Annotated in this window: 13 protein-coding genes and 2 tRNA genes; 5 read left to right on the top strand and 10 right to left on the bottom strand. The window is 47.3% G+C overall.

Annotated features, from left to right (window positions below):
* Positions 1–51 precede the first annotated feature (51 nt).
* The 3 genes from IM496_RS09845 to pedR form a co-directional block, all read right to left on the bottom strand.
* Complete coding sequence (locus tag IM496_RS09845; protein WP_287661833.1) at positions 52–1,905, bottom strand: hypothetical protein; 1,854 nt, start codon at positions 1,903–1,905, stop codon at positions 52–54.
* Positions 1,906–2,326: 421 nt separating this feature from the next.
* Positions 2,327–2,878 carry a TolB family protein gene (locus tag IM496_RS09840; RefSeq protein ID WP_190719762.1) on the bottom strand — a complete coding sequence of 184 codons (552 nt, stop codon included), beginning with the start codon at positions 2,876–2,878 and terminating at the stop codon, positions 2,327–2,329.
* Positions 2,862–3,143, bottom strand: a complete 282-nt coding sequence (gene pedR / locus IM496_RS09835; protein ID WP_104397097.1) for a photosynthetic electron transport-dependent transcriptional regulator PedR — start codon at positions 3,141–3,143, stop codon at positions 2,862–2,864. Before pedR ends, IM496_RS09840 begins: the two co-directional genes overlap by 17 nt.
* Positions 3,144–3,531: 388 nt before the next feature.
* On the opposite strand from pedR, the gene hisA reads away from it, so the two are divergent.
* Positions 3,532–4,293, top strand: a complete 762-nt coding sequence (gene hisA, locus IM496_RS09830) for a 1-(5-phosphoribosyl)-5-[(5-phosphoribosylamino)methylideneamino]imidazole-4-carboxamide isomerase (protein WP_194018367.1) — start codon at positions 3,532–3,534, stop codon at positions 4,291–4,293.
* On the opposite strand, the gene IM496_RS09825 is transcribed toward hisA, so the two are convergent.
* The 3 genes from IM496_RS09825 to IM496_RS09815 form a co-directional block, all read right to left on the bottom strand.
* Positions 4,290–6,059: a beta-barrel domain-containing protein gene (locus IM496_RS09825; RefSeq protein WP_194018366.1), complete on the bottom strand. Its 1,770-nt coding sequence runs from the start codon at positions 6,057–6,059 to the stop codon at positions 4,290–4,292. The two genes, hisA and IM496_RS09825, sit on opposite strands and share 4 nt — an antisense overlap.
* A 210-nt stretch (positions 6,060–6,269) precedes the next feature.
* A complete protein-coding gene (locus IM496_RS09820) occupies positions 6,270–9,239 on the bottom strand; it encodes a peptidase domain-containing ABC transporter (protein WP_287661832.1) in 2,970 nt (989 codons plus the stop codon).
* Positions 9,240–9,315: 76 nt separating this feature from the next.
* Positions 9,316–10,077: a peptidylprolyl isomerase gene (locus IM496_RS09815; RefSeq protein WP_194015737.1), complete on the bottom strand. Its 762-nt coding sequence runs from the start codon at positions 10,075–10,077 to the stop codon at positions 9,316–9,318.
* A 427-nt stretch (positions 10,078–10,504) separates the two neighbouring features.
* On the opposite strand from IM496_RS09815, the gene IM496_RS09810 reads away from it, so the two are divergent.
* From IM496_RS09810 to IM496_RS09800, 3 genes are all read left to right on the top strand, one after another.
* Positions 10,505–10,589 (top strand) — tRNA-Ser (locus IM496_RS09810).
* Between the two features lie 106 nt (positions 10,590–10,695).
* A complete protein-coding gene (locus tag IM496_RS09805; protein ID WP_104397101.1) occupies positions 10,696–11,211 on the top strand; it encodes a GNAT family N-acetyltransferase in 516 nt (171 codons plus the stop codon).
* A 40-nt stretch (positions 11,212–11,251) separates the two neighbouring features.
* A tRNA-Pro gene (locus IM496_RS09800) sits at positions 11,252–11,325 on the top strand.
* Between the two features lie 524 nt (positions 11,326–11,849).
* Here IM496_RS09800 and IM496_RS09795 read toward each other — a convergent pair.
* From IM496_RS09795 to rpsT, 4 genes are all read right to left on the bottom strand, one after another.
* Positions 11,850–15,881 (bottom strand): DNA-directed RNA polymerase subunit beta', encoded by a 4,032-nt coding sequence (locus tag IM496_RS09795; RefSeq protein ID WP_194015735.1) that lies wholly within the window; start codon positions 15,879–15,881, stop codon positions 11,850–11,852.
* Positions 15,882–16,112: 231 nt separating this feature from the next.
* Entirely contained in the window at positions 16,113–19,424 is a 3,312-nt protein-coding gene (rpoB, locus tag IM496_RS09790; RefSeq protein ID WP_194015733.1) for a DNA-directed RNA polymerase subunit beta, read from the bottom strand.
* Positions 19,425–19,629: 205 nt separating this feature from the next.
* Complete coding sequence (locus IM496_RS09785) at positions 19,630–20,409, bottom strand: TatD family hydrolase (protein WP_194015731.1); 780 nt, start codon at positions 20,407–20,409, stop codon at positions 19,630–19,632.
* 50 nt (positions 20,410–20,459) lie between these two features.
* The gene (gene rpsT, locus IM496_RS09780; RefSeq protein WP_002737368.1) at positions 20,460–20,753 is read right to left on the bottom strand and encodes a 30S ribosomal protein S20; all 294 of its coding nucleotides are present in this window, start codon (positions 20,751–20,753) and stop codon (positions 20,460–20,462) included.
* Positions 20,754–21,040: 287 nt separating this feature from the next.
* On the opposite strand from rpsT, the gene gmd reads away from it, so the two are divergent.
* Positions 21,041–22,084: GDP-mannose 4,6-dehydratase (gene gmd, locus IM496_RS09775; RefSeq protein WP_287661831.1), on the top strand; the 1,044-nt coding region annotated here is incomplete at its 3' end.

Genomic DNA, 22,084 nt, shown 5'->3' with positions numbered 1-22,084 from the left:
ACTTTTATCTGACTAATAACTGATAACTGATAACTGATAACTGATAACTGATTAAAGACAATTTTGCTGCCAGATTAGCTCTTTTTCGATTCTCTGTTTTTCTCCGGGGGGGACAGTCCTTTCCCGCATGATATAAAGTTGCAGGGATTTAATCTGTTGATCACTACTGTGCTGCTGATTCCAGTTTTGACAGAGATACTGACCAAACTCTCTATAAACTGACCGACCAATAGATCGATCAAGATTAATAAAATATACCCGCCACTGCATGGTTTTATACAAACGATTGCGATCGCTTTCCGTCGGTTTATCCCAAATTACCGGCTGTCCTTCTCTAAATATATCTACCGTGGAACCATCGACTAATTGACTGACTGCCACAAACCAAGCATCATCGCGAGGGGGAGAAGGGGCAAAAATAGTCCAATACTGGTCTAAACGAGTTATTCTTGCCAGAATATCAATTGTATTAAAAGTACGACGGGTGAGCAAGCGATCGAGGGATTGAATTAAAGGTGTATTTAAATCGCCTCTAATGACCGATTGCTGGACAAAACTGCGTAAATTCCAGATGCTGGCCAACAATAAGAAGAAAATTGCCAAAATATTTAAGGGTAAAGAGGATTTAATCGTCAGGGGACGAAACTTGAGAGGTTTAGTGAAATTGCCCATAAAACGACGATGGGAGGCAATCCACTCATAAATTCTCGTTCCTAGGACCATCAGGGGCGGTAAACGCAAAATTGGCGCTAAAAACCAGAAAATCGGCGAAAGACTGACAATATAAACCAATGCTGACCATTTAAACTGACGTTTTCCCTGCCAATCTTCCACCACCCAAGAATTTTGGGCCACCATATCCTCGTATATTGAGGGGTTATCCTGCGCGACTAACAGGGGAGTGCCGGGTAAAATGAGAAAAGTGCGGAGAAGATGAACAACTTTCTTGCAAAATCCACAATCTCGATCATAATTAATCCTTAAACCTTCTCTTTCTGGGTTTATTATCCGTTTTTGTACCCAATCCCAGACAAGACTAGGTATGATCGGCAACCAATGGGTAACGCTCAAAAACGGGAAAATTCCCAGATGAAAACTGAGACCAAAACCGATATGTAAGAGAATAAACGAGAGAATGGCGACTATTTTAAAGAAACTATTGCGAAAGGGAATAAAAATTAGCAGTGGACCTACCCATTCAAAGATTAACGCTGAAAAGGTCAGGATTTTTAGTAATTGTTGCGGTAAAGATAGTAAGAAACCAGCAAAAGCAGTACCGTATTGATCGTAACTGAGAGAGTAATAGACGGCTGTACCGTCGGGCCACCAAGTTTCACTTTTGGTTTTAAAGGCCGCTGACCACATATAGATATAACAAATTTGTATCATCAAAGCCACCGTGGCAGCCGAAACCACTCGCTTGGGTAGGGGGTTGGGATTGGTGTTTAAGGCACTTTCCACGGAATAACAAGCACCGAGGGGTAAAAACATCGCCCAGAATAATACTGCCCGGATTACGTCATCGGCGGCAAATAGTAACAGGGGGTTGCGATGATGTAATGAGACGATTAGCGCCCAAGTGGCGATCGTGGCTAAACGGGTATGATAGCCAATTAAAAGCAAGAATGCGATCGCTATAGCGACAATAAACAGGATACTCTGCACCAGTACCGAGTCACTGAGAGCAAAAATAGACCAGTAAAAAGGACTGGCAGAGACTTTCGATAAGATTTCTAGAGGTAAAACCCCTAATTCACTGTAATGGGCAGTTACTTGGCTAAAACGAACTGATAAATCGACTAAAACCACTAACGCCAAGGCAATGCGAAATAAAGCCAGCGATCGCAGGTCAAACCCGAAAATCTCTGCCAGTCTTTGTCTCAATGATTTTGTCATTATCGTCATAGGATGATGATTCCCTCCACTTCTTCAATAAACCTACTTTATACCAAGTAAAAAGGCCAAAGGCAAAAGAAAGCTGTCGGCCTTGTCAGTTATCAGTTATCAGTTTTGAGTATTAAGTGAGCAGTATGTATTAAGTGAGCATCATTAGACATCTCCAAAAATTATAACCCAGTCACAGCTTGCTTTTGGTCTATGTACTAACTAAACAGTTCGATAGCTGGAATGTATATCTATCGTTGCTAATTCAATTTTACTTAAAAAATATGAGGCAATTAAAATAATTTTTATTCGGGTAGATTCCTTAACTAGAAAGACTTTTGGTCTTGAGATAATATTAGGTCGAGGTCTATTGGCAGTAACAATGCTGTCTTTTCACTGATCACTGATTACTGTTTACTGATTACTGTTTACTGATCACTGATTATCGGGACGGGGAAGAATTAATCGGGGGTAAAGAAGGAGAAATTTCGCCACCTCGATCGAATATTTCCAGATTCCATTGACCGAAACGATTACTTTCAAAAGCAATAAAACGACCGTTACCACTAATCGTCGGACGACGCACTTCTCCTAAAATATTTTCGGTGATATTTTTTGCTTGCAGAGTTTGTCGATCATAAATATATATATCGGGTTTACCGGACTGTTCCGACACATAAACAATATAGCGACCATCGGCACTAATATCCGGTTGATCTTGATAGGTTTTTGCTTGATTTAACCCGGGTAGGGGAACTAAACGATTCGCCACTCGATCGAATAAATAAATCGTTCGTTGACCCCTGCGATCGGAGGCAAAGACCAGATAACGACCATCGTAGTTAAAACGGGGATTATCTTCAGAGGAAGGGGTATTTAAAGTATTTCCTAAAAGCTGTTGGGGAGGGGTGACAAAACCCGCATCACTACATCCCCCCAGACTGATGATATTAACCGCAAGCAAAAGTCCCAGAAGTTTAGGAAACCTGATCATCGGTCGGCACCGGGGAAGGAAGGATACAACAATTAATATCATCAAGACAAACTTTACCCCAATGCAATGCCCAACGCACCAACTCCACCCGATTATCGGTTTTCGTTTTCGTCAAGATATTACTAATATGATTATCAACGGTACGCTTACTAATCTCTAGCTTTTCCGAGATTTCTTGATTAGTTAAACCATTAGCCACCAAATCGAGTATTTCTAGCTCTCGATCAGATAATGAAGCGGCTGTTTGAAACTTCGTAGCAGACATGAGTATAATTCCTCTCGTATATTTACTTATCATTCTAGAAGAATTTTTTCTCCTAGGAATCGATTAATATTCTGAAGATTATCTCTAAGCAACCAGAAATAGCTAAAATAGCTGGCTAAGACACCCTGATCCGCAATCCCGTTTAAAAGGTATAGGAAAGTGGGGTGTAGGAAATGGGGAGGTGGGGAAGTGGGGAAGTGGGGGAATTTCAACTAAAACCCTAACACCCCAACACCCCCCCCGCAACGGCTCGACTGAGCGTCGCCGAACGTCGCGCACGCAGTGACCACCCTATCTCCTGACCACCGACTCCTGCCTCCTGTCTCCTGAATTCTGACGGCTGGTACTATATAATAAAAACGCTCCTTAGTTAGATATTGAGAAAAACATGGAAGTTATCCCCGCTATTGATATTCTCGATGGCAAATGTGTGCGACTTTATCAGGGAGATTACCAACAATCGCAGGTTTTTAACGATAATCCCGCAATAGTGGCGCGAGAATGGGTCAATCAGGGGGCAACCAGATTACATTTAGTCGATTTGGATGGAGCTAAAGAGGGTAAATCGGTTAATTTGTCAACTATTGAAACAATTCTTAATGATATTGCCATCCCAGTGCAGGTGGGGGGTGGACTGCGGGATGTAGAAACGGTGAGTAATCTCCTAAAAATCGGGGTAGAAAAGGCGATTTTAGGGACAGTAGCCGTAGAAAAGCCGGAATTAGTCAGCGAACTTTGTCAAAGCTTTCCGGGGCAAATAATTGTTGGGATTGATGCTCGCGATGGCAAAGTAGCCACCAGGGGTTGGTTAGAAACTTCCGAGGTAGAGGCGATCGCTCTTGGTCAAGATATGGCAAAAAGAGGAGCCAGTACGATTATCTACACTGATATTCATCGAGATGGCACGCTTTCTGGCCCTAATCTCGCCGCTTTGCGAGAATTAGCCGAATCTGTCGAAATTCCCGTGATCGCCTCTGGGGGAATTAGTTCCCTGACGGATCTACTGAGTTTATTGTCTTTGGAACCTTTGGGAGTAACGGGAGTAATCGTGGGCCGCGCCCTTTATACCGGTGCAGTTAACCTCTCGGAAGCGATTAACGCGATCGGATCGGGCCGTTGGCAGGATGTACCCCCGAATTTTTTCGCTTAACGGACTTGTTTGAGAGTATCCACCTGTTTATTGAACATATCGGTAAATAGTCCCAAAACCGTGCGATTTTCATTGACTTTGATGTTGACGCTCACGGACATCCCCGATTGCAGCGGCAGAGTGGATTGATCTTTCAAAACTAAATCTTGACTGTTCAAGCTTACCCGGACAGGGAACCGATAAAAACGGTGATTTTCGTCGGGAGGTAAAGCATCAGAACCGATCGAGATTACTTCTCCCTTAATATCGCCGTATTCACTGTAGGAAAAGGAATCAATGCGAATATCGGTCTTTTGTCCCACGCGCACAAAACCGATGTCTTGGTTAGTCACGTCCACCTCTGCCACTAAACAACCTTTAGCAGCATCTTTGATCTGGGTGGGACAGCCATCGGGAACAATTTTTAACAATGCTTCCGCTTGACTTGGTTGGGGAACAAACCCAGGCCGCGCCTTGAGATCAAAGACCACACCATCGATGGGGGCGGTAATTTTTTGATATTTAATCGTCTGTTGTGCTTGACTAATTTGACTATCTAACTCAGCAATGCGCTTGTTGTTATCAATGATCACGCGACTGATCTGACTATCGATTTCAGCGATCCGTTTCTGATTGTCCGCCATTTTATCGCGCACATCTTTTTCCGTGATTACTGTGGTATTAATCAGCTTTTCTCGCGCTTGGGAGATCAATAGGGAATAACGCTTTTCTTCCTGTTCCAAACGGGAAATTTCGGCGATGCGGGTTTGTACTTCTTTCTCTTGTTTTTCTCGATCGATTTTGCCATTAGCCTCTTGCTGCTGCAGTTCATTTTGACGGTCAGTGACTGACTGTCTTTGCTTGTTAATCTGATAACGGGCGACCGCCCCTTCATCCCCCAAGGGTTCAATATCTTTGAGAATATTACGCTCGATATCCAAGCCTTCTTGGCCTTGTTTCATCGAATTGGCATTACGAGTCTTAATTTCTTCTAAGACTAAACGATCTTTGATTAATTGCGAGCGGGCATCGGCCAACTGTACCCTGGTTTGGGTCAATTGTTTTTCTAATTGTTCCATTTCCAATCTAGCAGCCGCTTGTCGAGAATTGGCCTCCCGTTGGGCCGCCTCTAAACGGGCTAATTGATCACCTTGTAAAGCAGAGCTAGAGGCACCTTCATTGACCTGTGCTTGATAAAGTTGATTTTCTGCCACCAAAGCGGCACGATTACGGGCTAAATCGGCGATTTCACTCGGTAATTTTAATTGAGCGATCGAACTTTCCACTGCTGCCGGTGTCAGATCCTGCGCCATTAAGAGACGATAGAATTGATTTTCCTTCTCAGCAGTGGCGCGAATTTTTTTCAAAGATTCTAACTGCACTTGCGAGGCACTGGAATCCATTAAAACCAGTACATCCCCTTTGTTAACTCGATCGCCATCTTTAACTTTAACTTCCTGTACCACCCCATTCACCGGCGCTTGTACTTCTTGCACTTTGCCCTGGGGTTTAAGTTGTCCTTGGGCACCGACCACCTGCTCGATTTTGGCGAACGCTGACCAAATTAAAGCGGCAGTGGTGACACTCATTAATGTCCAGATAATCGTCCGCGACCAAATGGGCGATTGTTTCAGAATCACCGATTGTTCCGGTGGGCTGAAAGTGGGTAAAGAAGGGGTAATACTTTTATTTTTCGTGGTAGTGGCCACGTTTTTACTTGCTTGGGTCAGTTCATCGCTTTTACCGTTGCCGTTGCCGTTGTGGCCGTTGTTAGAATTACCGTTCATGAAGATTCTCCTATATTTAGGGTTTGCTGAAAAAGTTTTTCGTGGGGGTAGGGAGTGGGGAGTGGGGAGTGGGGTGTAGGGTGTGGGGTGGTCACTGCGTGCGCGTTGCGGGGGGTTTTGGGGTATTAGTTGAAACTTCCCCATTTCCCCATTTCCCCATTTCCCCATTTCCCCATTTCCCCATTTCCCTAATCCCTGTCTCCCGACTGACTAGATTTGCGAATCCTGTTGTTTATAGAGAGTATAGTAAAGGCCTTTTTTGGCCATTAATTCCTCGTGGGTGCCTTCCTCCGCTACTGTTCCTTTATCCATCATGACAATAATATCGGCGGATTTGATCGAAGCTAGACGATGGGTGATAAAAAAGACCGTACGATCCTTGAAAGCTTCCTTGAGATTCAGACACACTTGCCGTTCGGTATTATAGTCGAGGGCGCTGGTGGCCTCATCGAGAATGAGAATTTGCGGTCTTTGCAGGACGGAACGAGCGATCGCAACCCGTTGTCGTTGTCCCCCCGATAGGGATGCCCCCCGTTCACCGACGCGGGTATTATAGCCATTGGGTAGGGTCATAATAAATTCGTGGGCTGCAGCTGCTCTCGCTGCCGAGACAATTTCCTCCACAGTAGCATCGGGGTTAGTCAGGGCGATATTTTCCTGTACCGTACCGTCAAATAATAGGGTTTCTTGGGGAACCATGCCGATTTGACGACGCAGGGAATAGAGTTCCACTTTGTTGATATCATAGCCGTCGATGAGAATTCGTCCCGATTCTGGTTCGTAGAGACGAGCTAATAGTTTAGTGATGGTACTTTTCCCGGCGCCACTTTCTCCCACCAAAGCGACAAAAGTACCAGCGGGGAATTCTAAGTTGACGTTGTATAGTTGCAGGGCGCCGTGGGGATTGAAGCGGAAAGCGAGGTTTTCGTAGGTGACAGTGCCTTTAATTAAGGGCATAGGGATATTGTGGCGATCGAGTTCCGCTTCTTGGGGAGTATCGACGATATCGGCCAATCTTTCCAGAGATAAGCCAGTTTCTTGGAAGTTTTGCCAGAGTTGGGTCAAACGCAGAATCGGCGAGGTAACGTAGGAAGAGATAATCCGGAAGGCGATTAATTGACCAAGAGTGAGTTTTCCGTCTAAAACTAAGGCTGCTCCCACCCACAGCACTAATAAACCCGATAATTGGTTAAAGAAGTGACTAAAGGAACCTGCCAAAGTTGAGGTCATGACCGTTTGAAAACCTTCGGCCACATAGCGTGCATAACGTTCTTGCCACTGCCAACGGGAACGCAATTCGATATTCTGTGCTTTTACTGTTTGGATTCCCGTCATCACCTCCACTAGATAGGATTGGGTTTCGGCGTTTCGTTCCGCTTTTGCTCGCAGTTGTCGCCGCACGATCGGTGCGAAAATAGCTGTGGAGAGAACTAAAATCGGCACGACTCCCAGGGCCCAAACGGTTAGGATCGGGCTATAGATCAACATAACCACGATGTAGATAACCGAGAAAATGGCATCTAATACCACCGTTAGGGCTGTACCTGTTAAAAATTGCCGAATATTCTCTAATTCGTTGATTCTTGTCGAAATTTCCCCCACAGGTCGCCGTTCAAAGTATTTCAGCGGTAAGCGCAGCAGGTGATCGATAATTTCTGAACCGAGGGTCATGTCGATGCGGTTAGTGGTATCGACAAAAAGGGATGTCCTCAAAAAGGTTAAAATTCCCTCAAAAACGGCAATTACTAAGAGGAAAACCCCGAGGGTGTTCAGAGTTTCCGGGCTATTCTGCACGATCACTTTATCGATGATCACCTGAATCATCAAGGGATTGGCTAGGGCAAATAACTGCACGAAGAAAGAAGCGATAAAAACTTCTATTAAGACTCGTTTATGTTTCTTGACAGAAGGCCAAAACCATGATAGGCCAAAACGCTGTTGCTGGGTGTGTTTGGTGGGTTTGAGCAGAATTACTTCCCCTTTTTCGTCCCAAAATTCCAGAAATTCGCTGGTTTTGCGTTTAATTATCCCCCTTTGGGGAACAGCGATCGTGGTTTCCCGTTGATTAATTTCGTAGAGGATAACGATGGTGTCTTGCCAGCGAATTAGGGCAGGAGGGTTGATATTGGGCAAGGAAGAAGCATTTAGGGGTACTAATTGGCTATGGAGTCCCACTACCTCGGCCACAGCCCCACACAGAGGCAGGGAAAGGCTGCCGGTTCTTTGCAGTTGATCTCCTAGGATGCGTTGGATCACGTCCTTGCGAAAGGGGATATTAAAATATTTGCAGAGCATCTGAAAACAGGCACTCACCGCCTCTAGTTCCGTTTTTCCCCCGAAAAAGGGATAGGATTTCCGGTTTTTCTCGACAGTTTTTTCAACGTCGATATCGCTGGTGATGTCGCTTATTCTTCCTTGGGGGATATCTAATACCTGGGTGGGTTTATTTCCCTTAATGACTTGGGTTTCCCAGATATCATCCGTTTCTGTTTCCGCAGCCGCTTCGGTTGCAACTGTCAAGAACTTGTCTAACTGGTCGGAGGAAAGACCTAATAAGCGCGTGTTAGTCGGATTGTTCTGGGTGATAACTGTGCCGATAGGATAATTATCGGTATTTTCGCTGACTAACCAGAGATAATCATCGTTAATCTGGTTGTAGGACACACAAGCTTTGTTTAAAAGAGCCTGAGCAATTTCTTTCAGGTCTCCCCCACCCCAGGCCTGTTGATTAAGATAGGAGCCTAGGAGAGCATAAACTTCAGCGATCGAGGTTTCTTTAAAGAAATGTTCCTTAAATTCGGGGTAATTATTGATTAAAGACCAAAAATCCTCTTGTTTTAAGGTTAAACAGATCGTGACTTCCGAAGAAGCGATAACCGTTTCACAGGGGGTAGCGCGCAGAAGACTCATCCACCCGAATAAATCCCCCGGCTGTAATTTAGCCAAAGTGACCGGCAGCGGATTGTTAACCCTAGCATCATAACCCAAAAGTCTGGCCTCTCCCTCGTAGAGAAGGACGAGGTGAGAGGGTAAGCGATCGCACTTGAGTATGGCATTGCCCATCTCATAGCGAAAGGGTTGTAATTTCTGGCCCAGAGAACGTCTAACCTCGACGGGCAGGCGATCAAAGGGCTGTACAGTCTCCAGAAAGGCGGTAAAATCTAAAGTGGTATAACTCATTGGCTAGGCGAAAATTGACTAGGTTGGCAAATAATTAGGCGAAAAGACTGGGTTTACCCAGTGTTGCGAGGAAATGCTATATAATCGATACCTGCTCGCCATTGACTGGGGTTGATTCAGAGATAAGTTTCACTGTTTGCATTTGAGTCATTAACCATTGTTGGAATAAATCATTGCGTAAGCGTTGACGGGTGGGAGGATCCAGTTCACAGGATAAATATTTTTCTAACCGGACAATCACGACCCATTCTCCCACTTGCGTCGGTGGCCACAGTTGCCCCGGTTTACTTGCTTTGAGAATTTGCCCGATCTGGGGATGGGGGACGCTCAGTTCCACCGGTCCGAGCAGTCCTCCGGTTTCCGCTTCTGATCCTTGAGAATATTTTTTGGCTAGTTCAGCGAAGCTATTTTCTTGGTCCTGTATCCGGAAAAATAGTTCCTGGGCAATGCCGATATTTTTTGTCCGAATCAGCGAATAAACCACCTTATCCAATTGATTTTTGACTTGCAAGAAGTAGGATTCTACTTTGTTGTCCCAAGTCTCCTGTTTAAATTTTTCTAATTTAATGTCCCGCAGAATTAGATATTCTAGTTGCTCGGAATCCATCCCGTTTTGTTGTAACCAAGATTTCATTTGCTCATCGTTGGCAATTTGATTATTTTGATAGAAACGGGAATAGGCCGCGTTTCTTTCTTCTGGATTGCAGGTGATATCGGCGATCGCTTGCTCGATAATTACTTCCCGGATTAACTGGGGTAACATACCATATTTTGCCAAAAGAGGCAATACCTCTGACTCGCTAATTTTTTGGTCGCCGATTTCAATAATTGAACTCATAATAAATACATTTTCCTCTCAGAAATGTTTAAAACTATCAACTCTAGGAGCTTCTAAATTTTATTGAGGTGATTATACGTCAAAAGAGGGATTTCAAGGTATTCCCCCCTATTCTAATTTGAGTTTTCCCCAGTGAAAGCCGAAAATTACAGAAATTAAAGAAATAAGTCGGTCATCTCGGTGGGGATGGTGAGGGGAAGTGATCCTGGTCTGGCCGATAGGCCTGCCCAAAATCCTGCTCAGAAAGCCCTAATCACGCTTCTAATGTACCAGAATAGACCTCTTGCAGAAGTCAGGGAAGGGGGAAAGGGGAAATTTTAACCTTTAATCCTTAAGCTTATAATATGCACACCTTTTGCTTTCATTTGCGGAAAATTTTTTGATTTATGCAAGAGATCTAATGATAATATATAGGTCTAGCTGCCTTGGAGAGGTGGCAGAGTGGTCGATCGCGCTCGACTTGAAATCGAGTAACCAGCAATGGTTCGTGGGTTCAAATCCCACCCTCTCCGTACTCACCCAATCACATTTGGACTCCGGTTGCCCGATTGTTCTTAGAGAGGGGAAAATAAAATATACTAGGCTAAAAGGATAATATTGAGGCAGTAGCCCCCCGGCATGGTTTTTTGGAAAAGATTGTTTAATAGTTCCGAAGTCACTGCATCACCTGACTATTCGGGAGACTTGGTAGAGGTTGCCCAGAATGACCTCGGACAGACGCGAGTGTTTTTTAGTACCGATCGAGAGCTAGATCTATACGAGTTAGAAGAACTTTGTGACTCGGTAGGTTGGGCCCGTCGTCCTTTACGCAAAGTTAAAAAGGCGATCGAATGTAGTTTTTTAGTGGTGTCGATGTGGGAAGTGCGAGGCAATCGCCGTCGTTTAGTGGGTTTTGCTCGTGCCACTTCCGATCACGCTTTTAATGCCACGGTCTGGGATGTGGTTGTTCATCCTCACTATCAAAGCAAGGGTTTTGGTAAAGCAATGATGAAATTTATGATCAGGAAGTTGCGGGGTGAGGATATCAGTAATATAACTCTTTTCGCCGATCCGCAGGTGGTGGATTTCTATCGTCGTCTCGGTTTTGTTCTCGATCCCGAAGGTATCAAAGGGATGTTTTGGTATCCTGATTAAGAATGCGGCTCTTAAGCTATACTAAAGAAGGAATCGACTTCGGGATGTAGCGCAGCTTGGTAGCGCGCCTGCTTTGGGAGCAGGATGCCGCAGGTTCAAATCCTGTCATCCCGACTGGAGAGAAAACTCAGAAAATCTCAACCCTGTACCCTTTCTGGTTGACAAACAATGCTGCCTTCTTTTATTGGCAAACTCTGGTGAGTTAGGGGGAAAAGTAGGGGCGAAGCATTCGGGTAGGAAATCTACGGTTTCAGCGATAGGTTATGCCCGACTGCTTCGCCCGTGCAAGACGCGGGTCGATGAAGATGCAAGGTTTTGAACCACGATTCTCTCAAAATCTGGCGTTGTCAAATTGAAAGATGCTCCGAATCAGCTTGGAACTGAAATTACTTTGATAGCAAGGATTGCATTGCATCTTTCATATTCTGATCTGACAACGCCCAAAATCTTGCACCTGTTTCGCAAAACAAAACCCTAAAACCCTTACCTCGTCTATATTTCATATTTATTCAGCAAACCCTAGGGAGTTTGAGGAGAGAAGCAGGGGATTTTTTGGGAATAATCGGGGTTTTTCTCCAGAAAAATTGCCCTTGCTTCCCCGTGTCTCCCACTGCTCCTTGTAATATCTCCACAGACGATTATTCTTCTTCGTAATCCTCCTCGAAATCCTCCTCTCCCCCTTCCTCATCGACTTCTGACCAGGTGTCGCTGATGGGTTGGCGACTAAAGCGACTGCTGCCGCGGGAAGATAGGAAAGCCATTTCATCATCCTCTAAATCGACCACATCACCCTCAGCGTAGGCGCGAGCGGTCTGATCGTCAAGAATCATATCGCTATCCTCACTACTATCGCCGAAACCGGGACGAGGGGGGAAACCGATACCGCCGGGGGCAGCGTAATAACCACGATTGTTGTTGTAGTTATATTCCTCCTCTGGGGGGGTGTAATCACTGATCCCCGCCATGTTTTCGTGGGCATTGAAGCCAGTACCTGCTGGAATCAGACGACCGATAATCACGTTCTCCTTGAGACCGCGTAACCAGTCGGACTTGCCTTCGATCGCCGCTTCCGTGAGGACGCGGGTGGTTTCTTGGAAGGAGGCGGCACTGATAAAGCTATCGGTATTCAGGGAAGCTTTGGTGATCCCCAGTAATACAGGCGTATATTTAGCCGCCGCCCCACCGGTGATTGACATGGCTTCGTTTACCGTCTCCACCTGTCGCAGTTCCAACAATTCCCCGGGCAACATACTGGTATCGCCACCGTCATCGATCCGCACCTTAGAAGTCATCTGACGCACGATCACTTCAATGTGTTTATCAGCAATATCGATCCCTTGGGATTGGTAAACCGACTGTACCTGATCGACGAGGAACATCTGGGTTTTTTCCAAAGCTTTCAGGGCTGCCTCGTAACTGCCCAAGCTATCCACGTAATAATTAAAGAACACCTCTAAAATCTCGTGGGGATTAGCCTGACCATCGGTTAACGCCTGGCCCACATCGATACGCTGATTATCGCTCACCAGAGGGTTTTGACTGCCTAAAAGCGGATATTCACTGATCGTGCCGTCATCCTCGACCACCTTAATATCGACGATCTCAGAATCTTGGTACTCCACTTGACAAACTCCCGGTTTGCGTGCTAGTACACAAGCCTCTTTTGGTTTGCGTGCTTCGAGCAGTTCTTCGATTCTCGGTAAACCTTGAATGATATCCCCAGTTTTCGAGCGCTCAAACACCAACAGCACCAAATTATCGCCCCGTTGGACTAAATCCCCCTCATCGATGTGCAAAATGGCCCCCGCCGATACTCGGTAGGGTCGGGCCTTACGCAGACGGATTTCATAGCCGGTGGTGGTTTGGTCAATGGCCAGCACTTGACCGGAATTGGGGGCTAAAACTCCGGCAGCGATCTCAGCTTCGGCGATTACCAGATCTCCAGCTTTGACGGTGGGAGCAACAGCCTTGCCCTGAGCTACGTCGAAGGGGAGCGGGAGAATAAACTCGTCACGGTCACTGACAATTAAAAGACGGCGTACCGCTTCGCTTCCCTTGCGAAGCCCGCGAACTTCTCCAGCTTCCTTGCACTGAATCTCCGTCCGGGCCACCACTGCCCCCGGTGGGATTTCATCGCCATCTTGGACGAGAACGCGAGTCTGAATATTACCCCCTAAAGGATCATTATCACTATCCCGACGCAGCACCAGGGATTCGAGAATAACTAACTGTAAACGCTGACAATCCCTGTCCTCGATTGGTTCTAACTCGATATCGGCCGTCAGATGGGAGACTGATTCTGGTTCTTCGCTAGAAATTTCTAGGACTAATTGGGTGCTGATTAGTTGACAACCCTCGACGGATTTAACTCTTTCCCCGTCTTTAAAGAAGATGCGCTGTACCGATCGCAGTTCGATATGTCGTCCTCCCTCTTGGTTAGCAGAACCCTGGGTGGGAGAAGTGGATTGGTCTTCTACGGTGAACTCCTGTACTGGTCGCAGCAGTAATCCCAAACCCTCGTTAGTTTCCACCCATTCCGCTTGCCGTAACTCCTCGATCGTCACTTCGGGAGTCAACTGTGTCCCGGGGTAAATTAACTGTTCTGGGGCGATTCCGGAGGATTCTGGTTCGAGATCCATAAATAACAGCCCCGGTTTGACAATAATCTCCCGGAGGATGTCATTTTTCTGGATCACTTCCACCACACCGCTAGAGTTGCAGAAGATGTCTTTAACCACTTCTTCCCCTGCTTCCACATACTGGCCATCTTCCACCTGTAAGAGGGAGATATCTTTATTGACTTCGTGGGTTTCTTCGGGAATCCAGAGGATCGTGCCGCCTTTGGTAATTTCATAACCCTGTTTACGGCTGCCTTTGGCGACTTCGATATCGACGTATTTAATCATGCCACCGGTGTGGGTTTGATAGCGATCGTCGATTAACTCGGCGACAATGGCATGATTCTGTACTTTTGTCCCCGGAGTGGTTTTCAGTAGGAAGCTTTGACCATCTCCCGTATGAATAATAAACTGTTCCCGACCGGCACTACTTTCTACTTTTACTTCGGCCTGATCCAAAGACACGGAAGCGGTGACGATATCGATTTCCCGGCTATTGGGGGCTAAACGCACCAAACCGCCGTTAGTGGATACTAACTTAGTTTCCGCTAAAACATCCCCCACTTGTACTTGATCGCCGTTACTGACCACGGGTTCGGCTCCTGGGGGCAAGTTATACACTTCTCCGGAGAGAATCCATAGTAATCCCCCCCGTTGGGCGATGCGGGTGGTGTTGCCTTGGCGATCGGTTTTTTCCTCTGGGACTAATTGGGAGAATAGTACCTCGCCAGCTAAGTCACTGGTTACGTCTTTTGTGGCTTTTTCTGTCGATTTTTGGACTTTATCGGAGGTTATTTCCGCTAGTAACTGTTCCTCGCTTACCGCTGCCCCATCGGTGACGAATAGCAGCGATCCAGGAGTCAAAGAGTAGGTGACGGTTTCTTTAGTTTTATCCTTGGGTGTTAATTTAATTTCCCCCGGGGCCTCCACCTGATCCCGTTCATCTCCGTGGCGAGTTCGCACGTTACGGATACTTAACCCCGGCAGAAAACGCACGGTTCCCTCGAAGGGACTCCGCACTTGCCGGGCTACTTCTCCGGTAAATACGCCCCCGGTGTGGAAGGTACGCATGGTTAACTGAGTCCCCGGTTCCCCGATCGATTGGGCGGCAATAATCCCCACTGCTTCCCCCATATCTACCGGATGACCGTGGGCGAGACTCCAACCGTAACAGGTTTGGCAAACCGAGCGGGCTGCTTCACAGGTTAAGGGGCTGCGGACTTTGATTTTATCCACCAGTTTGCCCAGTTTTTCCGCCGTTTCATCATCGATAATCTGGTTGCGGGTGGCGATCACTTCTCCCTTGACCACCACATCTTCGGCCAAGGAACGACCTAATAGGCGATCGCTTAAGGGAATTAACACGCGATCGCCATCGGTCATGGCGGTTAATTCGATGTAACGATTGGTGCCACAATCGGCCTCGCGGACGATGACATCTTGGGACACATCGACGAGACGACGGGTCAGATAACCGGAATCTGCCGTCCGTAGGGCTGTATCAACTAAACCTTTGCGGGCCCCGTAGGAAGAAATAACGTATTCGGTAACGGTCAATCCCTCCCGGAAGTTAGTCTTAATCGGCAGGTCGATAATTTCCCCCTGGGGATTAGCCATTAATCCCCGCATTCCCACTAACTGACGCACTTGGCTCATATTACCCCGCGCCCCGGAGAAAGCCATCATATAGACGGAGTTGAGGGGATCGGTGACTTGGAAGTTGCGAATTACTTCATCTTTAAGCGATTCAGATGTACTATTCCAAGTGTCAATTACTTTTTGGAAGCGTTCCACTTCGGTGATTTCCCCGCGCACATAACGCTGTTCGGTTTGCCGGATTTCCTGTTCGGCACTTTCGATCATCTGTCGTTTAGCCGGTGGTACGGTTAAATCATCCACACTAATGGAAACCCCCGCTTTGGTAGCGAAACGAAACCCGAGGTTTTTCAATTCATCGGCCATTTGTGAACAGCGCGCCGAACCGTAGTTTTGATAGGCCCAAGCGATCAGTTTTTTCAGTTTTCCTTTGTCAACAGTTTGGTTATAAAACATCTCGATCCGGGTAACAAGTAAACAGCTATTAGCTATCAGCCATCAGCATTCAGCTATCAGTTAGAAAAGGGAACAGGAAACAGGGAATAGAGAACGGGGAATAGGCAAATTTTTACTTTACTGTCCTTTTTTTGGGCTTTTTCCTTGAAAATTCTCTCCTGTCTCCTGTCTCCTGATTACTGACTCCTGACTTCTCACTGATAACTGATAACTGATAACTGATAACTGAAATTACACTTCCGATTCTTCTTCCTCAAGGTCTTCTGTGGTTAAGGATTCGTAGGTGGGGCGAGAGGGGGCGCGGCGGCCGACATCGACCATCAGATCCACCTCCACATCGCGGGAAGTACCATCGGGGGCATTTTCCACCTTGTGAACGGCGATATCGAGGCCGAGGGATTGCAATTCTCGCATCAAAACCTTAAAGGATTCTGGCGTACCTGGGCGGGGAATCGGCTTGCCTTTTACGATCGCATTTAAAGCCTCATTCCGTCCTTGCATATCATCGGATTTTACCGTTAGCAATTCCTGCAAGGTATAGGCTGCCCCGTAGGCCTCCAGGGCCCAGACTTCCATTTCTCCGAAGCGCTGGCCCCCCTGTTGAGCTTTACCGCCCAAGGGTTGCTGAGTAACCAAGGAGTAGGGACCGGTAGAACGGGCGTGAATTTTATCATCAACCAGGTGAACCAGTTTTAACATATAGGCCATACCGACGGTAACGGGACGGTCAAAGGGTTCGCCGGTGCGACCATCATAGACGGTGACTTTGCCTGCGTGTTCTTCCTTGAACACCCAATCGCGATTAGGTTTTTTCGAGGCATTTTCTAGCAATCCGTGGACGGTTAAACGGCTGGCTTCTTCCCCGTACATTTCGTCAAAAGGAGTAATCTTAAAGCGCACGCCCAGATTTTCCCCGGCCCAACCCAGTAAACATTCAAACACCTGACCGACGTTCATGCGACTGGGAACCCCTAGGGGATTAAGAACGATATCGACGGGGCGACCATCGGGGAGGTAGGGCATATCTTCTAGGGGCAGAATGCGAGAAATAATCCCTTTATTGCCGTGACGACCCGCCATTTTATCGCCCACTTGGATTTTGCGTTTTTGGGCAACGTAAACCCGTACTACCATATTGGCCCCGGGGGGTAATTCGTCCCCCTGTTCGCGGGTAAATACCCGCACATCCACTACCCGGCCTTTTTCGCCGTTGGGGACGCGCAGGGAGTTATCCCGTACATCCCGGGCCTTTTCGCCGAAAATTGCCCGCAGTAGTTTTTCCTCAGGGGGTTGGTCTGATTCTCCTTTCGGGGTGACTTTGCCCACGAGGATATCGCTGGCTTCTACCCAAGCACCGATGCGAATAATGCCGCGTTCATCGAGGTTTCGCAGGGCATCTTCACCGACGTTGGGAATTTCCCTGGTGATTTCCTCAGGTCCAAGTTTAGTTTGACGGGCTTCGATTTCGTATTTTTCAATGTGGATACTGGTATAGACATCTTGTGCCACCAGTCGTTCACTGATTAAAATCGCGTCTTCGTAGTTATAGCCTTCCCAGGGCATATAGGCGACGAGGATATTCTGGCCGAGGGCGATTTCTCCTCCTTCGGTGGCGGAACCATCGGCGAGGATCTGCCCTGGAACAACCTGTTCACCTTGATAGACTAAAGGACGCTGATTTAGGCAGGTATCTTGGTTAGAGCGTTGATATTTCTGAATTTCGTACTCGATCTCGCTCTTGCCGAAAATCTCTTTGTCTTCATCCGCCACTTTGATGCGAATCCGGTTAGCATCGACATAGGAAACGACCCCATTGGTACGGGAAACGATGACCATACCAGAGTCGCGAGCAGCCTGTGCTTCCAATCCAGTACCCACAAGGGGACGTTCGGGACGCAGCAGGGGAACCGCTTGTCGCTGCATATTAGACCCCATCAGGGCGCGGTTAGCGTCGTCGTGTTCGAGGAAGGGAATCAGGGAAGTGGCCACCGAGACAATTTGGACGGGGGAAACACAAACGTAGTCCACTTGTTCGGGGGAAGTGGTGGAGAATTCCTGCCGATAGCGCACGGGGATAGTTTCGCCGAGGATATAACCATTTTCATCGGTGGCCACGTCTCCCGGTGCGACTCTGAGATCGTCTTCTTCGTCAGCGGTGAGGTATTTAACGGGGAGATCGTAGCGGACTCGGCCATTTTCCACCACATAACAGGGGGTTTCAATAAAACCGTAGTCGTTGACGCGGGCGTAGGTGGCCAGGGAACCGATTAAACCGGCGTTGGGACCTTCTGGGGTTTCCACCGGACAAATGCGACCGTGGTGGGAGGGGTGAATGTCGCGCACGGCAAAACCGGCCCGTTCCCGGGTGAGACCGCCAGGGCCAAGGGCGGAAATACGGCGTTTATGGGTCAATTCCGCTAGGGGGTTGGTTTGATCCATGAACTGGGAGAGTTGCGAGGAACCAAAGAATTCTTTAATGGCCGCTACTAGGGGTTTCGGGTTGACTAGGGAAGCGGGGGTGAGGTTTTGGGATTCGCTGACGGTCATCCGTTCCCGAATGATTCTTTCTAAGCGGTTTAAACCTACTCGCACTTGGTTTTGTAGCAGTTCACCCACGGAACGGACGCGACGGTTGCCGAGGTGGTCGATGTCGTCGGTGTTGCCGATGTCAAATTCGAGGTTAATTAGGTAGTCGATCGCCGCTAAGATGTCGGTGGTGGTGAGAACGCGCTGGTTATCAGGGACGTTGAGGCGTAGTTTTTTGTTGAGTTTATAACGACCAACGCGACCGAGATCGTAGCGTTTATTGTCAAAAAAGCGCGATTCGAGCAGTTGTTGTCCGCCGGTGACGGTGGGAGGTTCTCCGGGGCGTAGTTTGCGGTACAGGTCGAGGAGGGACTCTTCTTCGCTGGGATTGCCTTCTTTGTCGAGGGTTTTTTGGTAAAATTCGGGATGGCGTAGGGAGTCAAAGATTTCGTTATCGCTCAATCCGATCGCTTTCAGGAGAACTTGGGCGGATAATTTGCGGGTTTTGTCGATTCTGACCCAAACTAAGCCGTTTTTGTCGGTTTCGAATTTTAACCAAGCTCCTCGGTTGGGAATCAGGGAAGCGGAGTAGGTGCGGCGACCGTTTTTGTCGATTTCGGCTTTGTAGTAAACACCGGGGGAACGGACGATCTGATTGACGATGACTCGTTCGGCCCCGTTAATGATAAAGGTTCCCCGTTCGGTCATCAGGGGTAAATCGCCGATAAAGACTTCCTGTTCGATGTTTTCTCCCGTTTCTTTGTTGATTAGACGGGTGGGAACGTACATCTGAACGGAATAGGTGCTATCGCGTCGTTTGGCTTCATCGACGTTGTATTTCGGTTCTTTGAGTCTGTAGTCCTGGCCGAGGAAATGTAGTTCTAATTTACCTGTATAGTCGCTGATGGGGGAAAAGCTATTCAGTTCCTCGATTAGTCCTTCTTCCAAAAACCACCGAAAACTGGAGTGTTGGATTTCGATGAGGTCGGGTAAGAGGTTAAAGGTAAGATTGTTCATAGGGTTACAAGGGCTGATGACACGATAGCGACGGTCGGGAATTGCTCTCGGAGATCGGGGTTTTTAGGGGTTGGGTGTTGGGGTTTTAGGGTTTTAGGGTGTTGGGGTTTTAGGGTGTTGGGGTTTTAGGGTTTTAGTTGAATTCCCCCATTTCCCCATTTCCCCATTTCCCCGTCCCCTGCTCTGTGCTAATAAACTATGTTTTTTAACTGGGGAGTTGAAATAAGTTGCGGGCGTTCTGGGTGGTTTGTTCGGCTAGGGTTTCGACCGGATAGCCGCGCAGACGGGCGACGGTTTCGGCCACATGGAAGACGAAAGAGGGTTCACAGGGTTTACCGCGGTGGGGATTGGGGGAGAGGAAGGGGCAATCGGTTTCGATCAGTAGGCGATCGCTGGGGACAATTTGGGCGGCAGCTTGCACGGTTTTACTGTTTTTGAAGGTGACAATGCCGCTAAAGCTGATGTAAAAACCCAAATCTAAAAACCATTGAGTTTCTTCGGGGTTGCCAGTCCAGCAGTGCATCACACCGCCAATTTTGCCCACTTGTTGCCGAAAGGCGCTGATTTCCTCCCGCATTGCCTTGGCCGCATCTCGACAATGGATAATCACGGGTTTATCGAGACGATGGGCGATTTCTAATTGCGTCCAAAAGACTTGTTTTTGCTGCTCTTGGTTATCCGCTTTATAGAAGTCTAAACCCATTTCCCCGATCGCCACGACGCGCCGATCAGATCGGGCTAGGGATTCGATCTGATCGGCACTATTATCTCGCCATTTTTGGGCATCTAGGGGATGTAAACCGACGGCGAAGGAAATTTCCTCAAATTGATCAGCAATGGCTTTAATCGCTGCAAATTCCTCTGGTTCGACACAGGAGTGAACCAGATGAACGACTCCCACACTTCGCCAACGTTCGGAGATAGCGGGCAAGTCGGCTTGCAAAACGTCAAAGTTCAGATGAACGTGCGTATCTATTAATTGCATCGACCCCCGATCGCTTGTTGCGTCTGTCCTGATTACAGCTTACTCGTTTCTTAGGAAGCTTGGCTAACTTTTTGCAAAGCTTTGGCTAAACCAGCTTTTTTTCTTGCACCGTTGTTCCGGTGCAAGACGTTGCGCTTGACGGCTTTATCGATTTTACTGTAAGCTTCCGATAGAGCTTGTTGGGCGCTTTCTAACCCTTCTGGGCTGGGGTTGGCTCCGTAGGCCGAGACAGCGACAAGACATTTTTTGATCAGGGTTCTTACGGCTGACTTGTACGCTTTGTTGCGTAGACGATTTCTTTCGGAGATTTGGACTCGTTTGAGTGCAGACTTTGTATTAGCCACAGTCGTTTCTTGTTCTCAATACTGGTATGGTTAATCGGGACACAGACAAACCATAATAACAGATTTGTGCTATTTGTTGCAAGAGTTTTCTGGACAAGATTGGGGCAACTCCAGAGACGGGGAAGGATTGAGGGTTAAGGGGACTGCCAAACCTAAATTCACGTTCAGGGGATTTTGCCGTGACTGTGCCGATAACTATGGCCAAACTTGTCCTGAGGGGCTAAAGTGTGCTATAAGCAGTCAGACCCTGCCATGGTCTTTATTCTTCCCGATTAGGTAAATTACTGATGACTGAAGCTAAACGCGCCCTAATTACCGGCATCACCGGTCAAGATGGTTCCTATCTGAGCGAATTATTATTAGAAAAAGGCTATGAAGTCCACGGTATCATCCGTCGTACTTCAACTTTTAACACCGATCGCATCGATCATATCTACACTGACCCCCACCAGCCCGATACTAAATTATTTCTTCATTATGGCGACCTCACCGACGGGACGACCCTGCGGCGTATCCTCGAACAAGTGCAACCGGTAGAAGTGTATAATTTAGGCGCTCAATCCCACGTCCGGGTTAGTTTTGATGCTCCAGAATACACCGTTGATGCTGTGGGGGTGGGGGTCTTAAGATTACTAGAAGCAATTCGGGATTACCAAAAAAGAACTGGCATCGAAGTGCGTTTCTATCAAGCAGGTTCCTCGGAAATGTTTGGGAAAGTCATGGAAGTTCCCCAAAAAGAAACCACGCCATTTTATCCCCGCAGTCCCTACGCTTGTGCGAAAGTTTACGGTCACTGGCAAACAATCAACTATCGGGAATCCTACGACTTATTTGCCTGTAACGGCATTTTATTTAACCATGAATCCCCCCGTCGGGGAGAAACTTTTGTCACGCGCAAAATTACCCGCGCTTTGGCCCGAATTATTGCCGGACAACAGAAAAAACTCTATCTAGGAAATCTCGATTCTAAAAGGGATTGGGGTTATGCTAAGGATTATGTGCGGGCGATGTGGTTAATGTTACAACAGGAAGAACCGGATGATTATGTGGTGGCGACAAATGAAACCTATTCTATCCGGGAGTTTCTCGATATTTCTTTCCAATACGTTAATTTAAATTGGCAGGATTATGTGGAGTTTGATCAACGTTATTTGCGTCCAGCGGAAGTAGATTTATTAATAGGAGATTCTACAAAAGCCAGAGAGAAATTAGGTTGGCAGCCGTCGGTGACGTTCGAGGGACTGGTAAAATTAATGGTAGATGCGGATTTAGCGGCTTTGGGGATTAATCTTAATAACGGTGGTGATAGCCAACAGTTATTAAAAGATTTG

It is taken from the genome of Microcystis sp. M049S2 (assembly GCF_020245625.1).
Classification (GTDB): Bacteria; Cyanobacteriota; Cyanobacteriia; order Cyanobacteriales; family Microcystaceae; genus Microcystis; species Microcystis ichthyoblabe_A.
The sequence above is the reverse complement of the archived record's forward strand: the minus strand, read 5'-3'. Positions and strand labels throughout refer to the sequence as shown.

Coding starts and splice junctions, on each gene's coding strand:
- IM496_RS09795 (WP_194015735.1), bottom strand. CDS start 15,881: ATGTTTTATAACCAAACTGTTGACAAAGGAAAACTGAAAAAACTGATC.
- IM496_RS09825 (WP_194018366.1), bottom strand. CDS start 6,059: ATGAACGGTAATTCTAACAACGGCCACAACGGCAACGGCAACGGTAAA.
- IM496_RS09840 (WP_190719762.1), bottom strand. CDS start 2,878: ATGATCAGGTTTCCTAAACTTCTGGGACTTTTGCTTGCGGTTAATATC.
- IM496_RS09820 (WP_287661832.1), bottom strand. CDS start 9,239: ATGAGTTATACCACTTTAGATTTTACCGCCTTTCTGGAGACTGTACAG.
- IM496_RS09785 (WP_194015731.1), bottom strand. CDS start 20,409: ATGCAATTAATAGATACGCACGTTCATCTGAACTTTGACGTTTTGCAA.
- IM496_RS09805 (WP_104397101.1), top strand. CDS start 10,696: ATGGTTTTTTGGAAAAGATTGTTTAATAGTTCCGAAGTCACTGCATCA.
- IM496_RS09815 (WP_194015737.1), bottom strand. CDS start 10,077: ATGAGTTCAATTATTGAAATCGGCGACCAAAAAATTAGCGAGTCAGAG.
- IM496_RS09845 (WP_287661833.1), bottom strand. CDS start 1,905: ATGACGATAATGACAAAATCATTGAGACAAAGACTGGCAGAGATTTTC.
- hisA (WP_194018367.1), top strand. CDS start 3,532: ATGGAAGTTATCCCCGCTATTGATATTCTCGATGGCAAATGTGTGCGA.
- rpoB (WP_194015733.1), bottom strand. CDS start 19,424: ATGAACAATCTTACCTTTAACCTCTTACCCGACCTCATCGAAATCCAA.
- pedR (WP_104397097.1), bottom strand. CDS start 3,143: ATGTCTGCTACGAAGTTTCAAACAGCCGCTTCATTATCTGATCGAGAG.